Here is a 17,772-nt window from a genome sequence, read left to right as displayed (position 1 = left end):
AGCGTCCGCGGATGGACCGCTGAGGGCGTCAGTCGAGGTGTTCAGCCCGACGCAGCTCTTCAACCTTTGCAGCGAGCTCCTCGACGGCGTGAGCGGACAGCCCCACCACCCGATTGGCAACCCGTCGCACCCCTTGGTCACGCATCGCCGCGAGGATCGTCAGCTCCTTGTCCATGACCCGGAAATACCAGTCGTCGGTGAAGTAGGCCGGGCTGACGCGGAAGAACGCGGCGATGCCCTCCACCATCTCTTTCGACGGGTTCCCGCGCGTGCCTTTACGCAGCTGGGACAGGTAGGGCGCCGAGATCCGCATGCCCTGAGCGTTGAGGGCATTGATCAGCTCCGCCGAGGTGTGGGGGCCGCGGCCAGGGGGATACACCGTGTCGAACAGGCGGTTGAGCCGCTGGGTGAACGTCTTTTTCACCATTCGCCGTTGCTCCCGCCACGGCAGCGAGTGCACACGCGTCACCGCGTCGAGAGGGCCCTCGGACATGCTGTCGAAGTACTGCTCGTCGGTGAAGTACGCGGGGCTCACCCGAAAGAACGCGGCAATGCCTTCCACCAGCTCTTTCGACGGATTTGTGCGCACCCCGGCGCGTAGCTGCGCGATGTAGGGGGCCGACGTGCGCACGCCCTGAGCGTTGAGCGCCGCCACCAGTTCCGCCGAGCTGTGCGGTCCGCGGCTTGGCGGGAAGACGGTTTGGAACAACCGGTTCAAACGGGCTGCGAATGTGTCACTCATTCAACTCCTCTTTCCCTCACGTGCTGGCAGGTGGGTTCGAAGAGCCCGCCTCGCCGTAACGCGCAACATCAAACCGACGACTAGAACGATGACATCTTTACATACGTTCGGGATGATTATGCGCGTTCCGAGCAACCACGGGTATGCCCGAGCGGGCCGGGCACCGTCACGCGGCGTCTCGGCGCGCAGACACGGTGACCTGGGACGGCCGAAAACCATGCGACCGGCGGGAACGCTCGATCGCTTTGCGGCGGCGTAAAATCAGTTCCGCATTTCGTAATATTTGCCCGCCAGTTCAATAATGATGATCAGCAGTATTGCATTTTTCCATTCCTACCGCCGGAATCGTGTCAGCGACCAGCGCAGGCCCCATGCTGCTGATCACACTTTTCAGGCTGCCGAAGACCGAAAAAGGCCTGCGAAATGTGGTACGAATTTCCGTGACCCACATTCAGAAGTTGTCCGTATCAAGGATTTTCGGGACCATGGAGCGTCGACGTAACCACCAAGCCGGCCAGTCACCCCTGGAAGTCCTGCGTCAGCTACCTGCGCTGGTGCTGCTCGACCGGCTCCCGGTCGCCGCGCTGGCCGTGGCCGAAGACGGCGAAATCATATTCGCGAACAGGGCCTGCGCTGAAATGCTCGGCTACACCGATGCGGAACTCACCGCGTTGCAGTTTCGGGAATTGTTCACCGCATTGCCCGCGGACACCTCAGCAGTGGCCGCCATGCGCGCCTTTGCCGATGTCGTCGTCGAGCTCAAACATCACGACGGGTCGCCGGTGAACGCGCGAATGAGCAAGTCGGTGCTACGACGCGACGACGATCCCGTGGCGCTGGTGACTTTTCAGGACCTCACCGAGCAGCTGTGGGTTCAAGGCCTTTGAGTTCCGATCGTCAGCGCTGACCCCGCATGACGCATCGATTCCCGGGAGACGAACTCGCGAAAGTACGGCAGCGCCTCGTTGTTGGCGATCGCCGGAAGCAGCACATCCCAGGCGCGGGTGAGGCGAGCGACGAGATCGTCGTATCCGGAACTGGCGCTGGACAACAATTCCACGCCGAGGACCGCGGCTAGCAGCAGCTCACTGGCCGTCACCGGGTCCGTGGCCTCGTTGAGGTCGCCTTGCTCCCGCGCCGACGTCATCTGTGATGTGATCACTTGAATCCATCCGGTGTAGACCTCAGCTGCCCACTCGCTGAAGTCGGCCTGTGCACGAGCCAGCCGCACGGCCGTGCGAGCCAACTTGTCGTGCCGCACCATATCGGCGACGACGAACACAGCGTGGATGACGTTCTCGAAGGCCGGCGCCGGCGCCGATGTGATGTCGGCGAAACAGGCCGTCATCGCGGCCATCCCATCCTCGACGATCGCGCGCGCCAGCGTCTCTTTGGAGTCGAAGTGGTAGTAAAGCGCGCCTTTGGTCACCCCGACCCGGTCGATGATGTCGCCCAGGCTGGTGGCTTCATAGCCGACGTCGGTGAACAGGCCAACCGCGGCGTCGATGATTTTCTGCCGGGTCAACTCAGACCGGGCCTGCCGCGCCATGCCTGCACTCCTCCGAAGTCCGCCGTCGCCGCGGCGCCCCGGTGAGCGTAACAGCGCCGCGCGGTCAGGGCGTGTCGGCGCGCAGGGGCACCGTGTTCACGGCCATCGCGGTGCGCCGCTTGATGAACTGGGTCATGTACCCGGCCCGGTCGGGCGGCGCCACGGCGGACAAGACCAGCAGCCACAACTGCTCGAAGTTCGCGAAGAAGGTGTGGGAATTCGACAGGTCGCTGGCTTGGCGCAGCCCCATGTACAACGCGACGAGCAGCCGTCCCGCCGCGTCGGGCGCCACGTCTGCCTTGACGTCACCCTCGGAAATCGCGCGCTCGAAGATGATCGCGAATGCGTCGATCCATTCGCCGAGCAGTTTCGCCTGCACACCGTCGGCACGACCGACGCTCTCGACCAGGTTCATTGCGGCACGGCACACCTCGTCGCTGAGGTCAAGTGTGGCAACGAGATACGACATGTCGATCAACGTCTCAAGACCAGAGAGCCGACGCGAGAAGGCAGCCTTCGCGGCGACCCGGCCTCTGTCCAGTTGTTCCTCGATGATCGCCAGTGCCAATGCGTACTTGGACCGGAAATGGAAATACATCGCGCCCTTGGTGACCGCGGCATTGGCGAGAATGTCGTCGAGGCTGACCTGACTGTAAGGCCGATGCGCGAACTGATGAGCCGCGGCATGAAGAATCTGCCGACGTGTGAGGTCGGCTCGCTTATCGCTCGGTTCGGTCACGTGACGCTCGGAATACCTTTACGGAATACGGACTTTCTTTGAGGTATTGTGCCACTTCGGTCTGCACTTCGGTCAATGGACCCGGTCGGTAGACGAATGGTGACCGTGTTCACCGCCGTCGGCGTCGGATCCACCGGCCGCCTCGGTGACGGGAAATCGCATCGGAACTCGACCGGCAGCCAAAAGCCTCTCGGTCGCATCGTGAGGCAGCGGCCGCGACAGCAGAAAGCCCTGAGCGCGGTAGCAGCCGTGGGCCACCAGTGTCTGAGCGGCCAGTTCGGTCTCCACTCCTTCGGCGACCAAAGTGAGATCGAACGCCTCGGCAAGTCCGATGATGGCGCGCACGATCGCCAGATCCCCGGCGTTACTGCCGAGTTCACGCACGAAGCTCCTGTCGATCTTGAGTGTGTCGACAGGCAGGTCCTTGAGGTAAGACAGCACGCTGTAGCCGGTGCCGAAGTCGTCGATGGCAACTTGCAAACCCAGCGCGCTCAGCCCCGCGAGAGTCGTGCGTGTGGTCTCAATGTCTTGCACCACAACGCTTTCCGTGATTTCGAGGCATAACGAACTGCCGTCGAGCGAATACTCGTCCATGATGTTGGCGACTGTCGATACGAAACCGGCCGCGACGAGCTGCACGGGGGATACGTTGAGCCGCAGAAGCGCATTGTGTCCCAGACCACGTTCGCGCCAGGCTGCGAATTGCGAACATGCTGCCCTGATCACCCAGCGGCCCAATTCGCCTGCGAGGTTGACCGATTCCGCGACACCGATGAACGCGTCCGGCGACAGCAGGCCCCACACCGGATGCTGCCATCGGACCAACGCCTCGAGCGCCAGGATCTCGCCGGTGCGCATGTCCACCTCGGGAAGGTAGTGCAGCGTCAGCGCCCCACTGTCGATCACGTCTTGCAGGTGCAATTCGATGTCGTTGCGGAATTCACTGCGCTTCGCCATTTCGTGGGTGAACACCGCGATCTGATTCCCGCCGGCATTCTTCGCGGCCAGCACCGCCTGATCCGCACGCCGCAGCAGATCCGTTGTGCTGTCTTCTCCGGGAATACCGGTCGCTACCCCAATGCTGACGGTCCGCGTTACCAATTCGCCTTCTATATTGACGCGGTCGCACAATGCGGCGTGCAATTCCTGCGCCAGCGCTTCCGCGTCGTGGATATCGACAGCCGAGCGCGGAACCACCACGAATTCGTCGCCGCCGAGTCTGGCGATCAGCGCGGTAGTACCGACTTTGTCGGAGAGCCGCTGCGCGACGGCCCGGATGAACTGGTCTCCCGCGGTGTGCCCGAGGAAGTCGTTGATGGCTTTGAGACGGTCGAGGTCCAGGAACAGCAGCGCCACCGCAGGAGGCTGGCTCGGTTGCAACCGCCCGTCGAGATAGCTCAGCAGGGACCGGCGGTTGTGCATGCCGGTGAGGTCGTCGTGGTCGGCGAGGTAGCGCAGCTGCTCTTCGGCGTTGATCCGCGCTTGAAGCTGGGCGAACAGCGACGCGATCGCTTCCACCGCATTCAGCTCTTCGGTGGTCCATTCACGGTCGCCGTATTTCACGAAACCGAGTGCCCCGGTGGTGGTCTCACCCGAGACGAGCGGCGCTGCGGCCATGGACGTCTCCACGATGTGGCGGCCCTCTTCGATGCGACGCTGGTAGTCGTTGGTCGTGGGATCCGGACGAATCACCAGCGGCGCTTTGGCGTGCTCAGATACCGCGAACACCGGATCGGCGTTTTCGAAGTAGACCACCGCGAGTGGGTCCGGATCCGGGATGTCCTCGCGCGGTGGCCATTCTGCGATCAGCCGCGAGGCCCGGATCTTGTGGTCGTTGTGCCGCAGAAAGCTCACGTCGACGTCGAAGTACTCGACCATGGTGGCCAGAACGTCCTGACTCACCTGAGCGGCATTCGCCGCCGTCGCCGACATCAGCTTCGTCGCAACGGAGGTGACCAGGACATCGAGGGTTACGGTCACCGCAGCTCCGCAGATCGAAGGTGCGCGTCGGACCGACCGGCAGTCAACGGACGCCGACGGCTCTTCACCGACGGACGCGCTGCGTAGAACATCCGCAGCACCAGCACCGGCGACTCCCCCGTTTCCAGACCGACAAGATCAGCGAACTCGTCTCGCAGCGTTGTCAATTCGGCGACATGGGAGGGCGACAGACTGATGAGCTCGTCAGCGGTGTGGGCGTACAGGAACACCGGCGAGATGGGCTGCACCGCAATGCCATGCTGCTCTGCCACCACCCAAACCGCTTCCAGCGCTGATCCGCCGCGTGCATAGTCCAGCAGCGTACGGCCATGCACGTAGACAACCGCAACGGCGGATGATCCCGCGACACGGTCACGGGTGTCAGCGGCCAAGGCGGCGCCGCCATCCCACGCGGCGAGTTCAGCCATCACATCGGATCGGCGGAGAATGTCGAGCACCGCCCACTGGTTTGCATCGAGTTCCAGGCTCGCAACGTCGATACCCGACTCGGCCGCGTCGTCGCCTGGCCACCGCAGTTCCGAGATCATCTCCGCGTGCAGCTTCGGTGTCAGATAACGGATTCGGTCGGATTCGCCGAGAATCGCTGCGCAAGAGTTGATTTCGGCGGCGTCGGTCAGGAGCCGCAGCCGGCCGCCTTCGCTGGCGGCGGCGGCCGTCAAATCCGCAATTGCGGCGGGGGGCAACGGTTTCGTTGTTCCCGCGTGCCGGTTGGTCGCCCTGTTGCGCATGGCATCGGCCAGCGCGGACAACCTATCCGGCTGCTCGTCACCGAGGGTCAGCACCGCATGCAGCGGTGAGCCGTTGCCGCCTTCCGATATCGACACCGGACCGAGAACGCCTTGCGCGGCCGCGGCGACACGCGCATTGAACACGGCCGCGCCCAGGGCGACTGCGCTGGCGCGAAGGCCGACATCCATGGTCGACGTGTGCTCCGGCACGAGCGACACACTGACCGAGTGGTCGCTGAATTCGATTTTCCACGGCTGTGCGTTCCCGCCCGATGGTGCCCGGATGGCTGCGGCAGCAACGGATTCCGCAACGCGCTCCGGCTCTGCCGTCTCAGGCGCAGAGGTCGACGGAGGTGGCGTCGGGGTGGGCCGTGACAGCGGATCGTCGAGGTTGCACAGCGCGGCTGCGACGTCGACGCGGATTCGTCCCGACGGAAGGGGTTCGCCGAGTCCTATCCGGCGGATGGCCTCCGCGATCGTCCCGGCGCCGACCGCGACGTCGCCGGCCAGTTGAGGCCAGGTGAACAGCGTGTGGCCGATTTCGAGCAGCGATGCTGCGCCGCGTGAGGAGAGCGCGGCACCGTCGATCAGGCGCAGCAACTGTGCAACCCTGTCCGCGCCTCCAAGCGAGCCGATTCCTTCGCCGTCGATATCCCCTATCAGGCCGTGAAAAATCGGGCGATCGGGTTGGAGGTCAAAGCGTTCCACGTCGACCAATCCACGGTCGCTGGTCGCCATCAGCACCGGTCGACGGCGGGCCCGCGCCGCCAACCGCACACCGGCCTTCATCTGGAACGAATCACATTCCTCCACAACGATGTCGACACCGTCGACGAATTCGTCGAGAGACTCCGGCGTGATGCCGCAGGGCATCACGTCCACCGAAAGATACGGGTCGACCTCCGCGATGCGACGGGCTGCGACTACCGCCTTGCTCAGGCCGAGGTCGAGGACGGTGGCCGGCACCCGGTTGAGATTGGTCAACTCGAGATCGTCGAAGTCCGCCAGCCGCAGCGATCCGCACACTCCTTGCAGCGCAACGGTGTGCGCGATGGCGTGACCGACGCTGAGCCCCACGATTCCCACGCGCAGCGCGGCGAGCCGCTCGTGCTCTGCGGCGGTGATGAGGTTGCGGTTGCGGTCCAGTCGCACCAGCCGATACCCACGCGGACCCAGAATCGCCGCGAGCGTTCGGCGCCACGGGAAGTACGCCCAGCGCGTCGGCTCGGTGGTCACCTCGGGTGGCGGCGAGGGCACGATGCCGGCGAGGGTGCGCTTCTGTTGCGCGACTGTGTCGACCACGTCGATGCGCTCGTCGGCGCGCAGCCGCGTCAAGAGCGCATGGTCGTCAGCATCGCCGGCGTCGAGGACGCGCGCGCGGTGCTCATCTGGGTCAGGCGCCTGTGTCACAGCAGATGTAGGGTGGCATGCGCACGTCGCCGTGTCGAGGCGGCCCGCGCTCGTCAGTACCTCGAGTCGCCGGTCGAATTTGCGCCATGGCGACGGCTAAAGGGTGTCGTAATGGTCGCCCGCCGCGTTCGGAAAAGCACCCGTCAATAATGGCGATTGCCGGAATTCCGTCGCAGCATAACCGCAATACGTTGTGGTGGTAGCCGCGCCAAGGGCACCGGGCTGTGGAAAACTAAAAGTATGAAACTAGCACTAATTACATACCCTTCGCATCTAGATTTGCATTAACCGAACTATTAGAATTAGCCCGGGATTTATGCCTGGTCATTATGAAAACATATGACCCTCGGGGTGCGAGTTGATGCAGGGAGCAAAAGTCGTCCACCCCAGCCAACCCGCGAAGGAGATGAGTAATGCCGATCGCATTCTCGCAACAGCAAATCACGAATTTCCAACTCAGCGAGCGACTGTGCTGGCATGACGACGAAACGGGCTACCGCCTCATGGTGTCTCAGCCCGGCGTGGATCCGCAGTTGTGGGAGCAGTACGGCGAAGGTGCCGTGCACAGTTACCGGCGCCACGGCGTCGAATGCGCCCTCGACCAAGCCGCTCTGGAGAGCGGAGACGACACGATCATGTTCTTCGCAGCCCTCGACGCCGACGACACCGTGGTTGCCGGGGTGCGCGCGATCGGTCCGCTGAGCTGCGCTGACGACTCGCATGCCGTCGTCGAATGGCAAGGCCAACCCGGGCAAGAAGCCGTACGCAAGATGATCGAGGACCGGATTCCCTATGGCGTCCTGGAGATGAAATCCGCCTGGGTCGGCGAGAAAGTTGCGCACAGCCAGCAACTGACCGAGGCCATTGCCCGCAGCGGATATCACATCGCCACGCTGCTGGGCGTGCAGTTCCACATGGCCACTGCCGCCGCCTATGTCCTCAACCGATGGCGGTCGTCCGGCGGCGTCATCGCCCCCATTCCGGCGGCGCCGTACCCCGACGAGCGCTACCAGACCAAGCTCATCTGGTGGGACCGGCGTACCTTCATCCGCCACGCTGCGCCGCACCAAGCCGCCAAGATGCTCATCGAAAACAGTGCGATCCGAAGTAACTTTGCTGCCGTCGCCGAATCGACGCGCTGAGCCTCGTCCGAGGCGGCCGGCCTGCCGGTGAGTCTGGGCAGGGGTGGGCGACTGTCCGGTGCCGTTGGCACTAGGCATAACATCGCCTTACATGGCAGCACCCCATCGCGACGAGCCGCAGGACAAGCCCGCACAAACGTCTGCCGACAAGCCTTCCCGGGTGCAGGCGGTGCGGTCGGCGGTCATTCGCCCGTTCGCTCGCACGGGTCGCTACTACGCCCAGTCCTGGCGCGACTACCTCGACGGTAAGCCCAGCGAGCTGCCGATCGCCCGGCCTACCGTGTCGCTGGCCGCGCAGGCGTTGCGCGACGAGATCGTGCTCAGCGGGCTGCGGATGAGCCGGCCGGTGAGCGAACCGGTGGCCTTCGAGCGGATCACCCAAGAGGTGACCGCCGCGTTGCAGTTCTATGGCGACAAGGGCTGGCTGGACGCGCCCGAGGGCTTCTTCGCCGCGCCGCCGGAACTGACCGACATCGGACTGCGCGAGGTCAAGCGGCGCAACCGGTCCTACCACCGGTTCGCATTCGATAGCGGCTACGAACCCTACGACGGCGAGCCCGGCCGCGAACGCTGGCTGTCCTACACGGCCAACAATCGTGAATACGGCTTGATGCTGCGGCATGACGAGCCGCGCCCGTGGCTGGTGTGCGTGCACGGCACAGAGATGGGCCGCGGCGGAATCGACCTGAGGCTGTTCCGCGCCTGGCACCTGCACGAGGACCTGGGCCTCAACGTCGTGCTGCCGGTGCTGCCGCTGCACGGCCCACGCAAGCGCGGGGTGCCCAAGGGCGCCGTCCTGCCCGGCGAAGACGTGCAGGACGACGTGCACGCGGCGGCGCAGGCTGTGTGGGACATCCGCCGGGTGCTGTCGTGGATCCGGTTGCAGGAGCCCGAATCGCCGATCGGGCTGGACGGCATCTCTCTGGGTGGTTACATCGCGGCGCTGGTGGCAAGCCTCGAAGACGGCCTGACGTGCGCGATCCTCGGTGTCCCGGTGGCCGATCTTGTCGACGTCCTGGCCCGTCACTCGGGGCTGAGCAGTGACGACCCGCGCCGCGAGACGATCCGGATGGCCAGACCGATCGGTCGGATGGTGTCACCGTTGTCGCTGACACCGAAAGTGCCGATGCGTGGCCGCTTCATCTACGGCGGTGTCGCCGATCGCCTGGTCCACCCGCGCGAGCAGGTGGTGCGGCTCTGGGAGCACTGGGGCCGCCCCGAGATCGTCTGGTATCGCGGCGGCCATACCGGATTCTTCCGCTCTCGGCCGGTGCAGGACTTCATCGAGGCGGCCCTGGTTCAGTCGGGGCTGCTGCACCGCTGAGGGGGTCCGTTACAGCAGCGGCCGCGGATCGAAGGTCACCCGGACCCGCTGCACACGGCCGTTTTCCAGGTGGCACCAATTGACGACGGGCACCGGGTCGCCTCCTTTGGGGTGGAGGTGAAACCAGGTCAGCACGTCGCTGTCGTCGGCGATCATCTTCTCCACCGAGACGCCATCGAGGGCTTGCGCGAACCGGGCGAGCGACGCGACGTAGTCGTCGGCTCCGCTCGCCGACCCCAGCGGCCCGGAGAATGTCACATCATCGGCGAGAATCGACCGCAACCGGTCGAAGTCCTTGTCGTTCCAGCTGTCGAAGTAGGTCTGGGCAATCGTCATAGGTTCCATGCCCTCATGGTGCGTCGGTTCCCGTCCATAAGTCCAAGATATGATCCTTATGCGATCCATAATGATTGGTTATGGAACTTCACCAGTTGGAATACTTCGTCGCGGTCGCGGAGGAGAACAGCTTCACCAAGGCAGCGGCCAGGCTGCATGTCGCGCAGCCCGGGGTGAGCACACAGATCCGCCGGCTGGAGCAGGAGCTCGGACAGACCTTGTTCGACCGCTCCGGCCGTTCTGTGCGGGTCAGCGACGCTGGCATCGCGATGCTGCCGCTGGCCCGGACCGCATTGGCGGCCGTCGCCGAAATCCGTAGCATTGCAAACGAATTCAGTGGAGTGCTACGCGGCCACGTCGCGGTGGGAATGATGACGTCGTGCCCGCCCGGCGTCGTCACCGCAACACTGGCGCGGTTTCATCACCGCCACCCCGACGTACGGGTCACCCTGATCGAAGCGCCGACCGCCGAGCTGGTCGCCGGTCTGCGCGACGGGTCGCTGGATCTGGCCGTCATCGGGTTCTCCTCTCCGCCGGGCGGCCTGCACGTCGAGGTGATCAACGACGACGTCCTGGTGGCGGCGGTCGACCCGGCTCACCCGCTGGCCAGGCACGGCACTGTGTCGTTGCGCCGTCTGGTCTACTACGACCTCATCTGTCTGCCACGGGGGGCCGGCATTCGGGCCAGCCTGGACGAGGGGTGCGCGCACACCCGGCTCACCGCCCGGGTCACCCTCGAGGTGAGCAATCCGGAGGTGGTCGCGGACCTGGCGGCGCAGGGACTCGGGGTGGCAGTGCTGCCAGAGTCGTATGCGCGCACCCGCGACGACGTGCGGCTGGTGCGCATCGTGCGGCCGGTGCTGCGCGGAGGAGTCGCTGTCGCGTGGCGGGCGGACCGCCGGCTGTCTTCAGCGGCCGCGGCGCTGGTGCGGCTCTGGCCTCTTCCCGCAGCCGCTTCCCGGGCCGACGCTACTGCAGCACACCGGCCAGCAGGCCGCGGCGTGGCCGGGCGCTAGCGGCCACCTGCAGCATCTCCTCGACGGTGGCGAACTTGTCGCGCGGCCGGCCGTCCGCGCGACCGCGTTCGATCTCGGCGCGATCGATGGCCTGCCAGCCCGTCCGGTCGATGACCTCAGGCTGGCGCGCGCGCAGCAGCCGGTCCAACGCCCGAGGGCCTGCCACCGGATCGGCGAGCCTGCCGGCGTTGTAGTCGTCGACGAGCGCGTTGACGGTCTCTTGGGCGCACGACTTGTTGGTGCCGATGAAACCTGTTGGCCCCCTTTTGACCCAACCGGTGACATAGCTGCCCGGCATCGCCGAACCGGTCTGCGGGTCGAGCACGCGGCCGCCCCGGTTTGGCACCACGCCCGCGTCGTCGTCGAACGGCAGACCCGGTACCGGCCGGCCGCGGTAGCCGATCGAGCTCAGCACAAGCCCAGCGGCGACGTCGCGGACCGTGTCGGTGCCGGTGACCAAGAACTCGATGCCTTCGGCGCGCCGACGCCCGCGCACCCGCGACGGCGTCATGCGGTAGGCCAGCCGGACCACCGGCGCGTCGCCGTGATCGTCGTGAACGTCAAGGGAGGCCAGTAGTTCGAGCTTGTGCCGGGTGAGGCGATCGGAGCAGTGGGCGAGATCCGCTCGGACCAGCTCGTGGTCGTCGGCGCTCAACGCCACCCGCGCGGCATTCGTCAGCCCGATCATTTCCGGCAGGGTGAACGCCGACGCGGCCGGGCCCCGACGGGCTGCGACCAGCACCTCGCGCACCTTGCTGCCCGCCAGTGCCGTCAGTGCAGCACGCGAAATATCAGTGGCGGCAAGCTTTTTAGGGTCTGCGGTGAGCAATCGTGCGACGTCGAGCGCGACGTTGCCGTTGCCGACGATAACCACGCGCTCGTGGTCCAGCGGCACGTCCAGGTCACGGTAGTCGGGGTGGGCGTTGATCCAGCCGACCAGTTCGGTGGCGGTGGCGGTGCCGGGCATGCCGAAGCCCTCGATGTCCAGGCGCCGGTCTGCCGATGCGCCGACTGCATAGACCACCGCGTGGTGGTGGCGCAGGAGCTCTTCGTGCGAAAGATGCTTTCCCACTTCGACATTGAGATAGAAGCCGAACCCGGGCTGGCTGGTGATCCGGTCGAACAGCCGCGTCACACGCTTGGTGGTCTGGTGGTCGGGCGCCACGCCCGCGCGGACCAGGCCGTACGGCGTGGGCAGCTTCTCGAACACGTTGACCCGCACGTCGGGTTGGGTCAGCAACTCGTCGGCGGTGTACATCGCCGCGGGACCCGATCCCACGATGGCCACCCGCAGCGGGCCGCGCCGCCGGATCGCCGGCGCCTCGATGACGGGCGCGAGTTTCGATGTGAGAGGCAGCTTTTCGCCTGGCGGCCGAGGCGGATAGAACGACGCGTTGAGCTCGACGAACGGCAACTGCTCAGCCGTGAGCCGAGTGTCCGGGGCGATCGCACCGACCGGGCAGGCCGATACGCAGGCGCCGCAGTCCACGCACGCGTCCGGATCGATGTGCAGCATCTCCGCGGTGGCGAAGCCGGGTTCGTCGGGCGTCGGGTGAATGCAGTTCACCGGGCACGCGTAGACGCAGGACCCGTCGCTGCAGCACGACTGGGTGATGACGTGCGGCATCCGATTACGCCGCCGGAAGGTGCTGGCGCTGCGGCTCTGAGCGGTAGCGCGACGGCCGGCCGTCGATCTTGCAGAGCCGCCACATCAGCCGCGCCGGCCGGTTCATCAGGCCGACCTCGTGGCACAGCATGCGGACGTCACCGAACATGTCGCGCAGCCACTGCCGCGAGTCGGGTGAATCGAAGAAGAGCTCCTTGCGCACGGAGCGCGGGATGTCGAACTCTTTGAAGAACTGCCGCGGCGGCACCGTGATCGCTTGGCACAGCACCCTCATGATGATCGGCACGTGAAGCGACAGCCAGAACTTCGGCCGCCGGCGCATGTGCGGGACGCGCTTGCGCAGGTATTCGTGCGCGAACGAGATGTGGCGAGCCTCCTCGGCGACGTGGATCGCCATCACCTTCTCCATGATCGGGTGCAGTGACTTGCCCTCGCGAAGGATGTTCTTCTGCGCGTGGTCGATCGGCTCCTCCCCCGCCAGCACGCCGAAGAAGAACACGATCGGAAGTGGCCCCGCTGCAAGCGGAATCAGCGGCGAGATCCACCGCAAAAGCCTCGGCATGCCCGGCACGTCGACGCCGATGCGGTTGACCATTTCCTGGAACATCATCGTGTGGTTGCACTCCTCGACCGACTCGTGCAGGCAGTACCGGTACTCCGGCGACCCGTTGGGCACCCAGAACGTGTACTGCATCAAGCCGCGGACCAGGATGCTCTCGAAGTGCAGGCCCACCTTCGCGACGTTGGCCTGACGCCACATGCCGATCGCGATCTGCTTCTCCAGCGGTTGGGCCTTGTACCACGGGTGCCGCCCGAGCGGGTCGGTGGCCGGCAGCACCCACCGGGGGTCGTTCTCGGTGACGGCGAACGCGGGGTCATCCCAGTCGATGTCGGTGTACGGGTTGAAGTTCCGGCGCACCGAGCCCTCGGAGAGGACGGCCAGGGTGTCGACGTATTCGCGGTCGGCCGGGTTGCCAGGGTCGACCTCCATGTTGCGCTTCCACCGCTTGATCACGCGCGTCCGAGCCATTCGTACCCTCCCCTATGAGGTTTACATCGATGCGCTTTATGTCCAGAGACGGTACCGCGGGTACTGGGTAACTGTCTAGACCTTGCGCCGTCGTGTGGGCGACGGGCACTTGACGCATGTCACGTGATCTAGGTCACTGCCATGGCTAGTCGGGGATGTAGTCGAAGGTATCCGGGTGGGCTCCGGTCCTGCCGTTTTCACCGCGGTCGAGTCCGGAGATCGCCTCCACCTCGTTGTCGCTGAGCTCGAAGTCGAACACCTCGAAATTGGACCTGATGCGCTCGGGCGTCACCGACTTCGGAATGACGATGTCGCCGCGCTGAAGATGCCAGCGCAGCACCACCTGGGCGGGCGACTTGTCCACCGACGCGGCGATCCGCATGATCACCGGGTCGTCGAGCACCTTGCCCTGCGCGATCGGCGAGTACGCCTCGGTCGCGATGCCGTGCTCGCGGTTGTAGTCGCGGACCTCGTCGTTGGTGAAATACGGGTGGATCTCCACCTGGTTCACCGCGGGCACGGTGTCGGTTTCGTTGAGCAGCCGCAGCACGTGATGCGGCTGGAAGTTCGACACCCCGATGCTGCGGGCGCGCTTGTCCTTCGCGAACTCTTCGAGGGTCTTCCAGGTCGAGACGAAGTCGCCGTCGTAGAGCGTCGGAAGCGGCCAGTGGATCAGGAACAGGTCGACGTAGTCCGAGCCCAATTTGCGCAGCGTGTCGTCGAACGCGCGGCGAGCGTCGTCGGGCCGATGGAACCCGTTGTTGAGCTTGCTGGTGACGAACACGTCCTCGCGGTCCAGGCCGGCGTCGCGGATGCCCTGCCCCACGCCTTCCTCGTTGCCGTACATCTGCGCGGTGTCGATGTGGCGGTAACCGATTTCCAGCGCGGTGCGCACCGCCTCGGCGGTGTCCTGCGGCTCGATCTGGTACGTGCCGAAGCCCAGCTGCGGAATGCGGTTGCCGTCGTTGAGGTCGATCAGTGCCACAGTGCTCATACGGAGGCTGTGCCCGATAGCCGACGGCCACAAACGCTTGCCTAACCTGGACCCCATGGCGCAAGCACTCACGATCCCCGACTCGATCAAGCCGAAAGACGGCAGGTTCGGATCGGGACCGTCGAAGGTGCGACCGGAGCAACTGCAGGCGCTGGCCACCACCGCGGCGCCGCTGTTCGGCACCTCGCACCGGCAGGCTCCGGTGAAAAACCTGGTGGGACGCGTGCGCAAGGGACTGGCCGAGCTGTTCTCGCTGCCCGACGGTTACGAGGTGGTGCTGGGCAACGGCGGCGCCACCGCGTTCTGGGATGCCGCCGCCTTCGGGCTGATCGACAAGCGTTCGCTGCACCTGGCGTACGGCGAGTTCAGCTCCAAGTTCGCAAGCGCGGTGGACAAGAACCCGTTCGTGGGCGAGCCGATCATCGTCAAGGCCGAGGCGGGCAGCGCGCCGCAGCCACAGTCGGACCCGTCGGTGGACGCCATCGCCTGGGCGCACAACGAAACGTCGACCGGCGTCGCCGTCCCGGTGCGTCGGCCCGCGGATTCCGGCGGCGCGCTGGTGCTGATCGACGCCACTTCTGGCGCCGGCGGTCTGCCCGTTGACGTGTCACAGGCCGACGCTTACTACTTCGCGCCGCAGAAGAACTTCGCCAGCGACGGTGGCCTGTGGCTGGCCTTGCTCAGCCCGGCGGCGCTGGAACGCGTCGAGTCGATCGCCGCGGCCGGCCGCTGGGTGCCGGACTTCTTGTCGCTGCCGATCGCGGTCGAAAACAGCCGCAAGGACCAGACCTACAACACTCCGGCAATCGGCACGCTGGTGCTGCTGGCCGAGCAGATCGACTGGCTGTTGGACAACGGTGGACTCGAGTGGGCGGTGAAACGGACCGCCGACTCGTCGCAGCGGCTGTACTCGTGGGCGGAGGCGACCTCGTACACCACGCCCTTCGTCGCCGACCCCGAGCTCCGCTCGCAGGTCGTGGGCACCATCGACTTCGCCGACGAGGTCGACGCCAACGCAGTGGCCAAGACGCTGCGGGCCAACGGCATCGTCGACACCGAGCCGTACCGCAAGCTCGGCCGCAACCAGCTGCGGGTGGCGATGTTCCCCGCCGTCGACCCCGACGACGTCAGCGCGCTGACCGCGTGCGTGGACTGGGTGGTCGAGCGGCTTTAGCGCGTGTCAGCGCCGCTTGCGCCCCGTCCTCGTCTAAAGTGCGCAGCTGACGGGCATGTCGTGACAGCCCGGAGGAGGTCGGCATGCGAGAACTCACGGTGGTCGGCCTAGACGTCGACGGCAAACACATCATCTGCGAGAGCAAGCACTCGGGCGAGAAGTTCCGGCTGCGCGCCGACGACCGGCTGCAAGCCGCTGTGCGGGGCGAGGTCGCTCGCAACCGCCAGCCAGAAGTCGACATCGAGGTCACAAACGTGCTCAGTCCCAGGGAGATTCAGGCCAAGATCAGGGCGGGTGCGTCCGTCGAGCAGGTCGCCGAGTCGGCCGGGGTGGACGTGTCCCGGGTGGAGCGGTTTGCGCACCCGGTGCTGTTGGAGCGCTCCCGCGCGGCTGAGCTGGCAACCGCATCGCACCCAGTGCTCGCCGACGGGCCCGCGGTGCAGACCCTGCTCGAGACCGTGGCCAGCGCCCTCGTCGCGCGCGGCCTGGACCATGACGCCACGTCGTGGGACGCCTGGAAGAACGCCGACGGCCACTGGACCGTGCAGCTGACCTGGCAGGCGGGCCGCTCGCGAAACGTCGCGCACTTCCGGTTCACCCCCGGCGCGCACGGCGGCACGTCGACTCCGCTCGACGACACCGCCACCGAGTTGATCGACCCGAACTTCGAGCGGCCGCTTCGCCCGGTGGCAGCGGTGGCCCAGCTGGACTTCGAGGAGGCACCCGCCGAGGAGCCGGCGCCGACGCCCGAGCCGCCCGCTCAGCCCGCGCCGCCTCGGGCACGGCGCCGCAGGCCCGCCGTGCCGGCGTGGGAGGACGTGCTGCTCGACGTTCGCTCCGGCAACCACTAGACGGCGATGGCGAGCAGCGCCAGCCACGCGATCAGCACACCGGCGCCGCCGCCCAGCACAAACCACCTCAGCACCGGGACAGTCCGCCACCCCCACAACGTCGGCGCGAGGCCGCCGACGGCGATCAGGTTCAGCGCAACAGTCAACAGCGGATGCACCCGCGACACGCCAAGGCTCAGCACCACGACGGCAGCCGCAGTGACGGCCGCGACGAATCCGGCGACCGTCAGCCCTGTCCCCCACGGCGTGCGCGCAAGGTCGTCGTCGGTCATCGGCCGAGCCTAGCCCGCTCGTAGAACGCCAGCGCCGCCGCTGTCGCGACATTCAGCGAGTCGGTGCCTCGCGACATCGGAATCCGCACCCGAATGTCGCTGGCGCACATGGCTTTTCGGCTGAGGCCGGGGCCTTCGGCGCCGACCAGGATTGCCACTTTCTCATGTCGCAGACTGGCCATCGCGTCGGGCAGGGCCACGGCGCTCGAGTCGGGTGTCATCGCCAGCACGTGAAAGCCCTTGTCGCGCAGGGTGTTCACATCACCAGGCCAAGCCTGCGCACGAGAGAACGGCACCAGCAGGACATGACCCATCGACACTCGCACCGCGCGTCGGTACAGCGGATCGGCACAACCAGGACCGAATACCACCGCGTCGACGCCCAGTCCGGCCGCGTTCCGGAAGAGCGACCCGAGGTTTTCATGGTCGTTGACACCCTCGAGCACCGCGATCGTGCGGGCGTCGGCGATCAGTTCGAGCAGCGGGGGCATCGGCGGTCGGCGTGCCGCCGCCAGAACCCCGCGATTGAGGTGGAAGCCCACCACCTTGGCCATGACATCGGCGTGCACCCGGTAGTACGGGACGTCCACGCCGGCGAGGTCGTCGCGAAGCTCGCCGAGGCGCCGGTCGGTTCCGAGCAAGGCGAACGGGCGAAAGCGCGAGGCCAGCATCCGCTGCACCACGAGCACGCCCTCACCGATGACCAGGCCCTTGCCGCTGGGCAGATCGGGGCGGCGGTCGATGCTGTTGAGGTCGCGGAAGTCGTCGAGGCGCGTGTCGGCGGGATCGGCGACGTCGATGACCTGTGCAGCCACGGCCGAACACTATGACAGTGGG

Annotated in this window: 17 protein-coding genes; 6 read left to right on the top strand and 11 right to left on the bottom strand. The window is 66.0% G+C overall.

The window, feature by feature from the left end:
- Positions 1-28 precede the first annotated feature (28 nt).
- Positions 29-424, bottom strand: coding sequence for a helix-turn-helix domain-containing protein (locus AC5Y4C_RS08645; protein ID WP_499907452.1), 396 nt, complete (start codon positions 422-424; stop codon positions 29-31).
- An 803-nt stretch (positions 425-1,227) separates the two neighbouring features.
- Here AC5Y4C_RS08645 and AC5Y4C_RS08640 point away from each other — a divergent pair.
- The gene (locus tag AC5Y4C_RS08640) at positions 1,228-1,629 is read left to right on the top strand and encodes a PAS domain-containing protein (RefSeq protein WP_499914075.1); all 402 of its coding nucleotides are present in this window, start codon (positions 1,228-1,230) and stop codon (positions 1,627-1,629) included.
- Here AC5Y4C_RS08640 and AC5Y4C_RS08635 read toward each other — a convergent pair.
- The 4 genes from AC5Y4C_RS08635 to AC5Y4C_RS08620 form a co-directional block, all read right to left on the bottom strand.
- Positions 1,617-2,291, bottom strand: a complete 675-nt coding sequence (locus AC5Y4C_RS08635) for a ScbR family autoregulator-binding transcription factor (RefSeq protein WP_499914073.1) — start codon at positions 2,289-2,291, stop codon at positions 1,617-1,619. The two genes, AC5Y4C_RS08640 and AC5Y4C_RS08635, sit on opposite strands and share 13 nt — an antisense overlap.
- Positions 2,292-2,355: 64 nt before the next feature.
- Complete coding sequence (locus AC5Y4C_RS08630) at positions 2,356-3,030, bottom strand: TetR family transcriptional regulator (RefSeq protein ID WP_499906693.1); 675 nt, start codon at positions 3,028-3,030, stop codon at positions 2,356-2,358.
- Positions 3,031-3,102: 72 nt separating this feature from the next.
- The gene (locus tag AC5Y4C_RS08625; protein WP_499961754.1) at positions 3,103-4,962 is read right to left on the bottom strand and encodes a putative bifunctional diguanylate cyclase/phosphodiesterase; all 1,860 of its coding nucleotides are present in this window, start codon (positions 4,960-4,962) and stop codon (positions 3,103-3,105) included.
- Between the two features lie 44 nt (positions 4,963-5,006).
- Positions 5,007-7,169 (bottom strand): Rv1355c family protein, encoded by a 2,163-nt coding sequence (locus AC5Y4C_RS08620; protein ID WP_499961617.1) that lies wholly within the window; start codon positions 7,167-7,169, stop codon positions 5,007-5,009.
- A gap of 413 nt (positions 7,170-7,582) precedes the next feature.
- On the opposite strand from AC5Y4C_RS08620, the gene AC5Y4C_RS08615 reads away from it, so the two are divergent.
- Both AC5Y4C_RS08615 and AC5Y4C_RS08610 read left to right on the top strand, forming a co-directional pair.
- Positions 7,583-8,311 carry a hypothetical protein gene (locus AC5Y4C_RS08615; protein ID WP_499906697.1) on the top strand — a complete coding sequence of 243 codons (729 nt, stop codon included), beginning with the start codon at positions 7,583-7,585 and terminating at the stop codon, positions 8,309-8,311.
- 91 nt (positions 8,312-8,402) lie between these two features.
- Positions 8,403-9,635 carry an alpha/beta hydrolase family protein gene (locus tag AC5Y4C_RS08610; RefSeq protein ID WP_499961615.1) on the top strand — a complete coding sequence of 411 codons (1,233 nt, stop codon included), beginning with the start codon at positions 8,403-8,405 and terminating at the stop codon, positions 9,633-9,635.
- Positions 9,636-9,644: 9 nt separating this feature from the next.
- Here the strand turns inward: AC5Y4C_RS08610 and AC5Y4C_RS08605 are convergent, their stop codons facing one another.
- On the bottom strand, positions 9,645-9,980 hold the full coding sequence (locus AC5Y4C_RS08605) for a nuclear transport factor 2 family protein (RefSeq protein WP_499906701.1): 336 nt from the start codon (positions 9,978-9,980) through the stop codon (positions 9,645-9,647).
- A 71-nt stretch (positions 9,981-10,051) separates the two neighbouring features.
- Here AC5Y4C_RS08605 and AC5Y4C_RS08600 point away from each other — a divergent pair, with 71 nt between their 5' ends.
- On the top strand, positions 10,052-10,987 hold the full coding sequence (locus AC5Y4C_RS08600) for a LysR family transcriptional regulator (protein WP_499906703.1): 936 nt from the start codon (positions 10,052-10,054) through the stop codon (positions 10,985-10,987).
- On the opposite strand, the gene AC5Y4C_RS08595 is transcribed toward AC5Y4C_RS08600, so the two are convergent.
- The 3 genes from AC5Y4C_RS08595 to AC5Y4C_RS08585 all read right to left on the bottom strand — a co-directional run bounded on the left by AC5Y4C_RS08595 (position 10,941) and on the right by AC5Y4C_RS08585 (position 14,638).
- Entirely contained in the window at positions 10,941-12,614 is a 1,674-nt protein-coding gene (locus AC5Y4C_RS08595; protein ID WP_499961613.1) for a 4Fe-4S binding protein, read from the bottom strand. The two genes, AC5Y4C_RS08600 and AC5Y4C_RS08595, sit on opposite strands and share 47 nt — an antisense overlap.
- Positions 12,615-12,618: 4 nt before the next feature.
- Positions 12,619-13,644: an AurF N-oxygenase family protein gene (locus AC5Y4C_RS08590; protein WP_499906707.1), complete on the bottom strand. Its 1,026-nt coding sequence runs from the start codon at positions 13,642-13,644 to the stop codon at positions 12,619-12,621.
- Between the two features lie 145 nt (positions 13,645-13,789).
- On the bottom strand, positions 13,790-14,638 hold the full coding sequence (locus tag AC5Y4C_RS08585) for an aldo/keto reductase (protein WP_499961612.1): 849 nt from the start codon (positions 14,636-14,638) through the stop codon (positions 13,790-13,792).
- A gap of 55 nt (positions 14,639-14,693) precedes the next feature.
- On the opposite strand from AC5Y4C_RS08585, the gene serC reads away from it, so the two are divergent.
- Positions 14,694-15,812 (top strand): phosphoserine transaminase, encoded by a 1,119-nt coding sequence (serC, locus tag AC5Y4C_RS08580; protein ID WP_499906713.1) that lies wholly within the window; start codon positions 14,694-14,696, stop codon positions 15,810-15,812.
- 83 nt (positions 15,813-15,895) lie between these two features.
- Positions 15,896-16,663: a septation protein SepH gene (sepH, locus tag AC5Y4C_RS08575; protein ID WP_499914059.1), complete on the top strand. Its 768-nt coding sequence runs from the start codon at positions 15,896-15,898 to the stop codon at positions 16,661-16,663.
- Here the strand turns inward: sepH and AC5Y4C_RS08570 are convergent.
- Complete coding sequence (locus AC5Y4C_RS08570) at positions 16,660-16,935, bottom strand: DUF2537 domain-containing protein (protein ID WP_499914057.1); 276 nt, start codon at positions 16,933-16,935, stop codon at positions 16,660-16,662. The genes sepH and AC5Y4C_RS08570 overlap by 4 nt on opposite strands.
- Positions 16,932-17,750: a TrmH family RNA methyltransferase gene (locus AC5Y4C_RS08565; RefSeq protein WP_499961610.1), complete on the bottom strand. Its 819-nt coding sequence runs from the start codon at positions 17,748-17,750 to the stop codon at positions 16,932-16,934. The genes AC5Y4C_RS08570 and AC5Y4C_RS08565 overlap by 4 nt, the downstream gene beginning before the upstream one ends.
- Positions 17,751-17,772: the final 22 nt, after the last annotated feature.

The sequence above is a fragment of the Mycobacterium sp. NGS35 genome, assembly GCF_059812855.1.
This window is presented reverse-complemented; position numbering and strand designations above follow the sequence as displayed.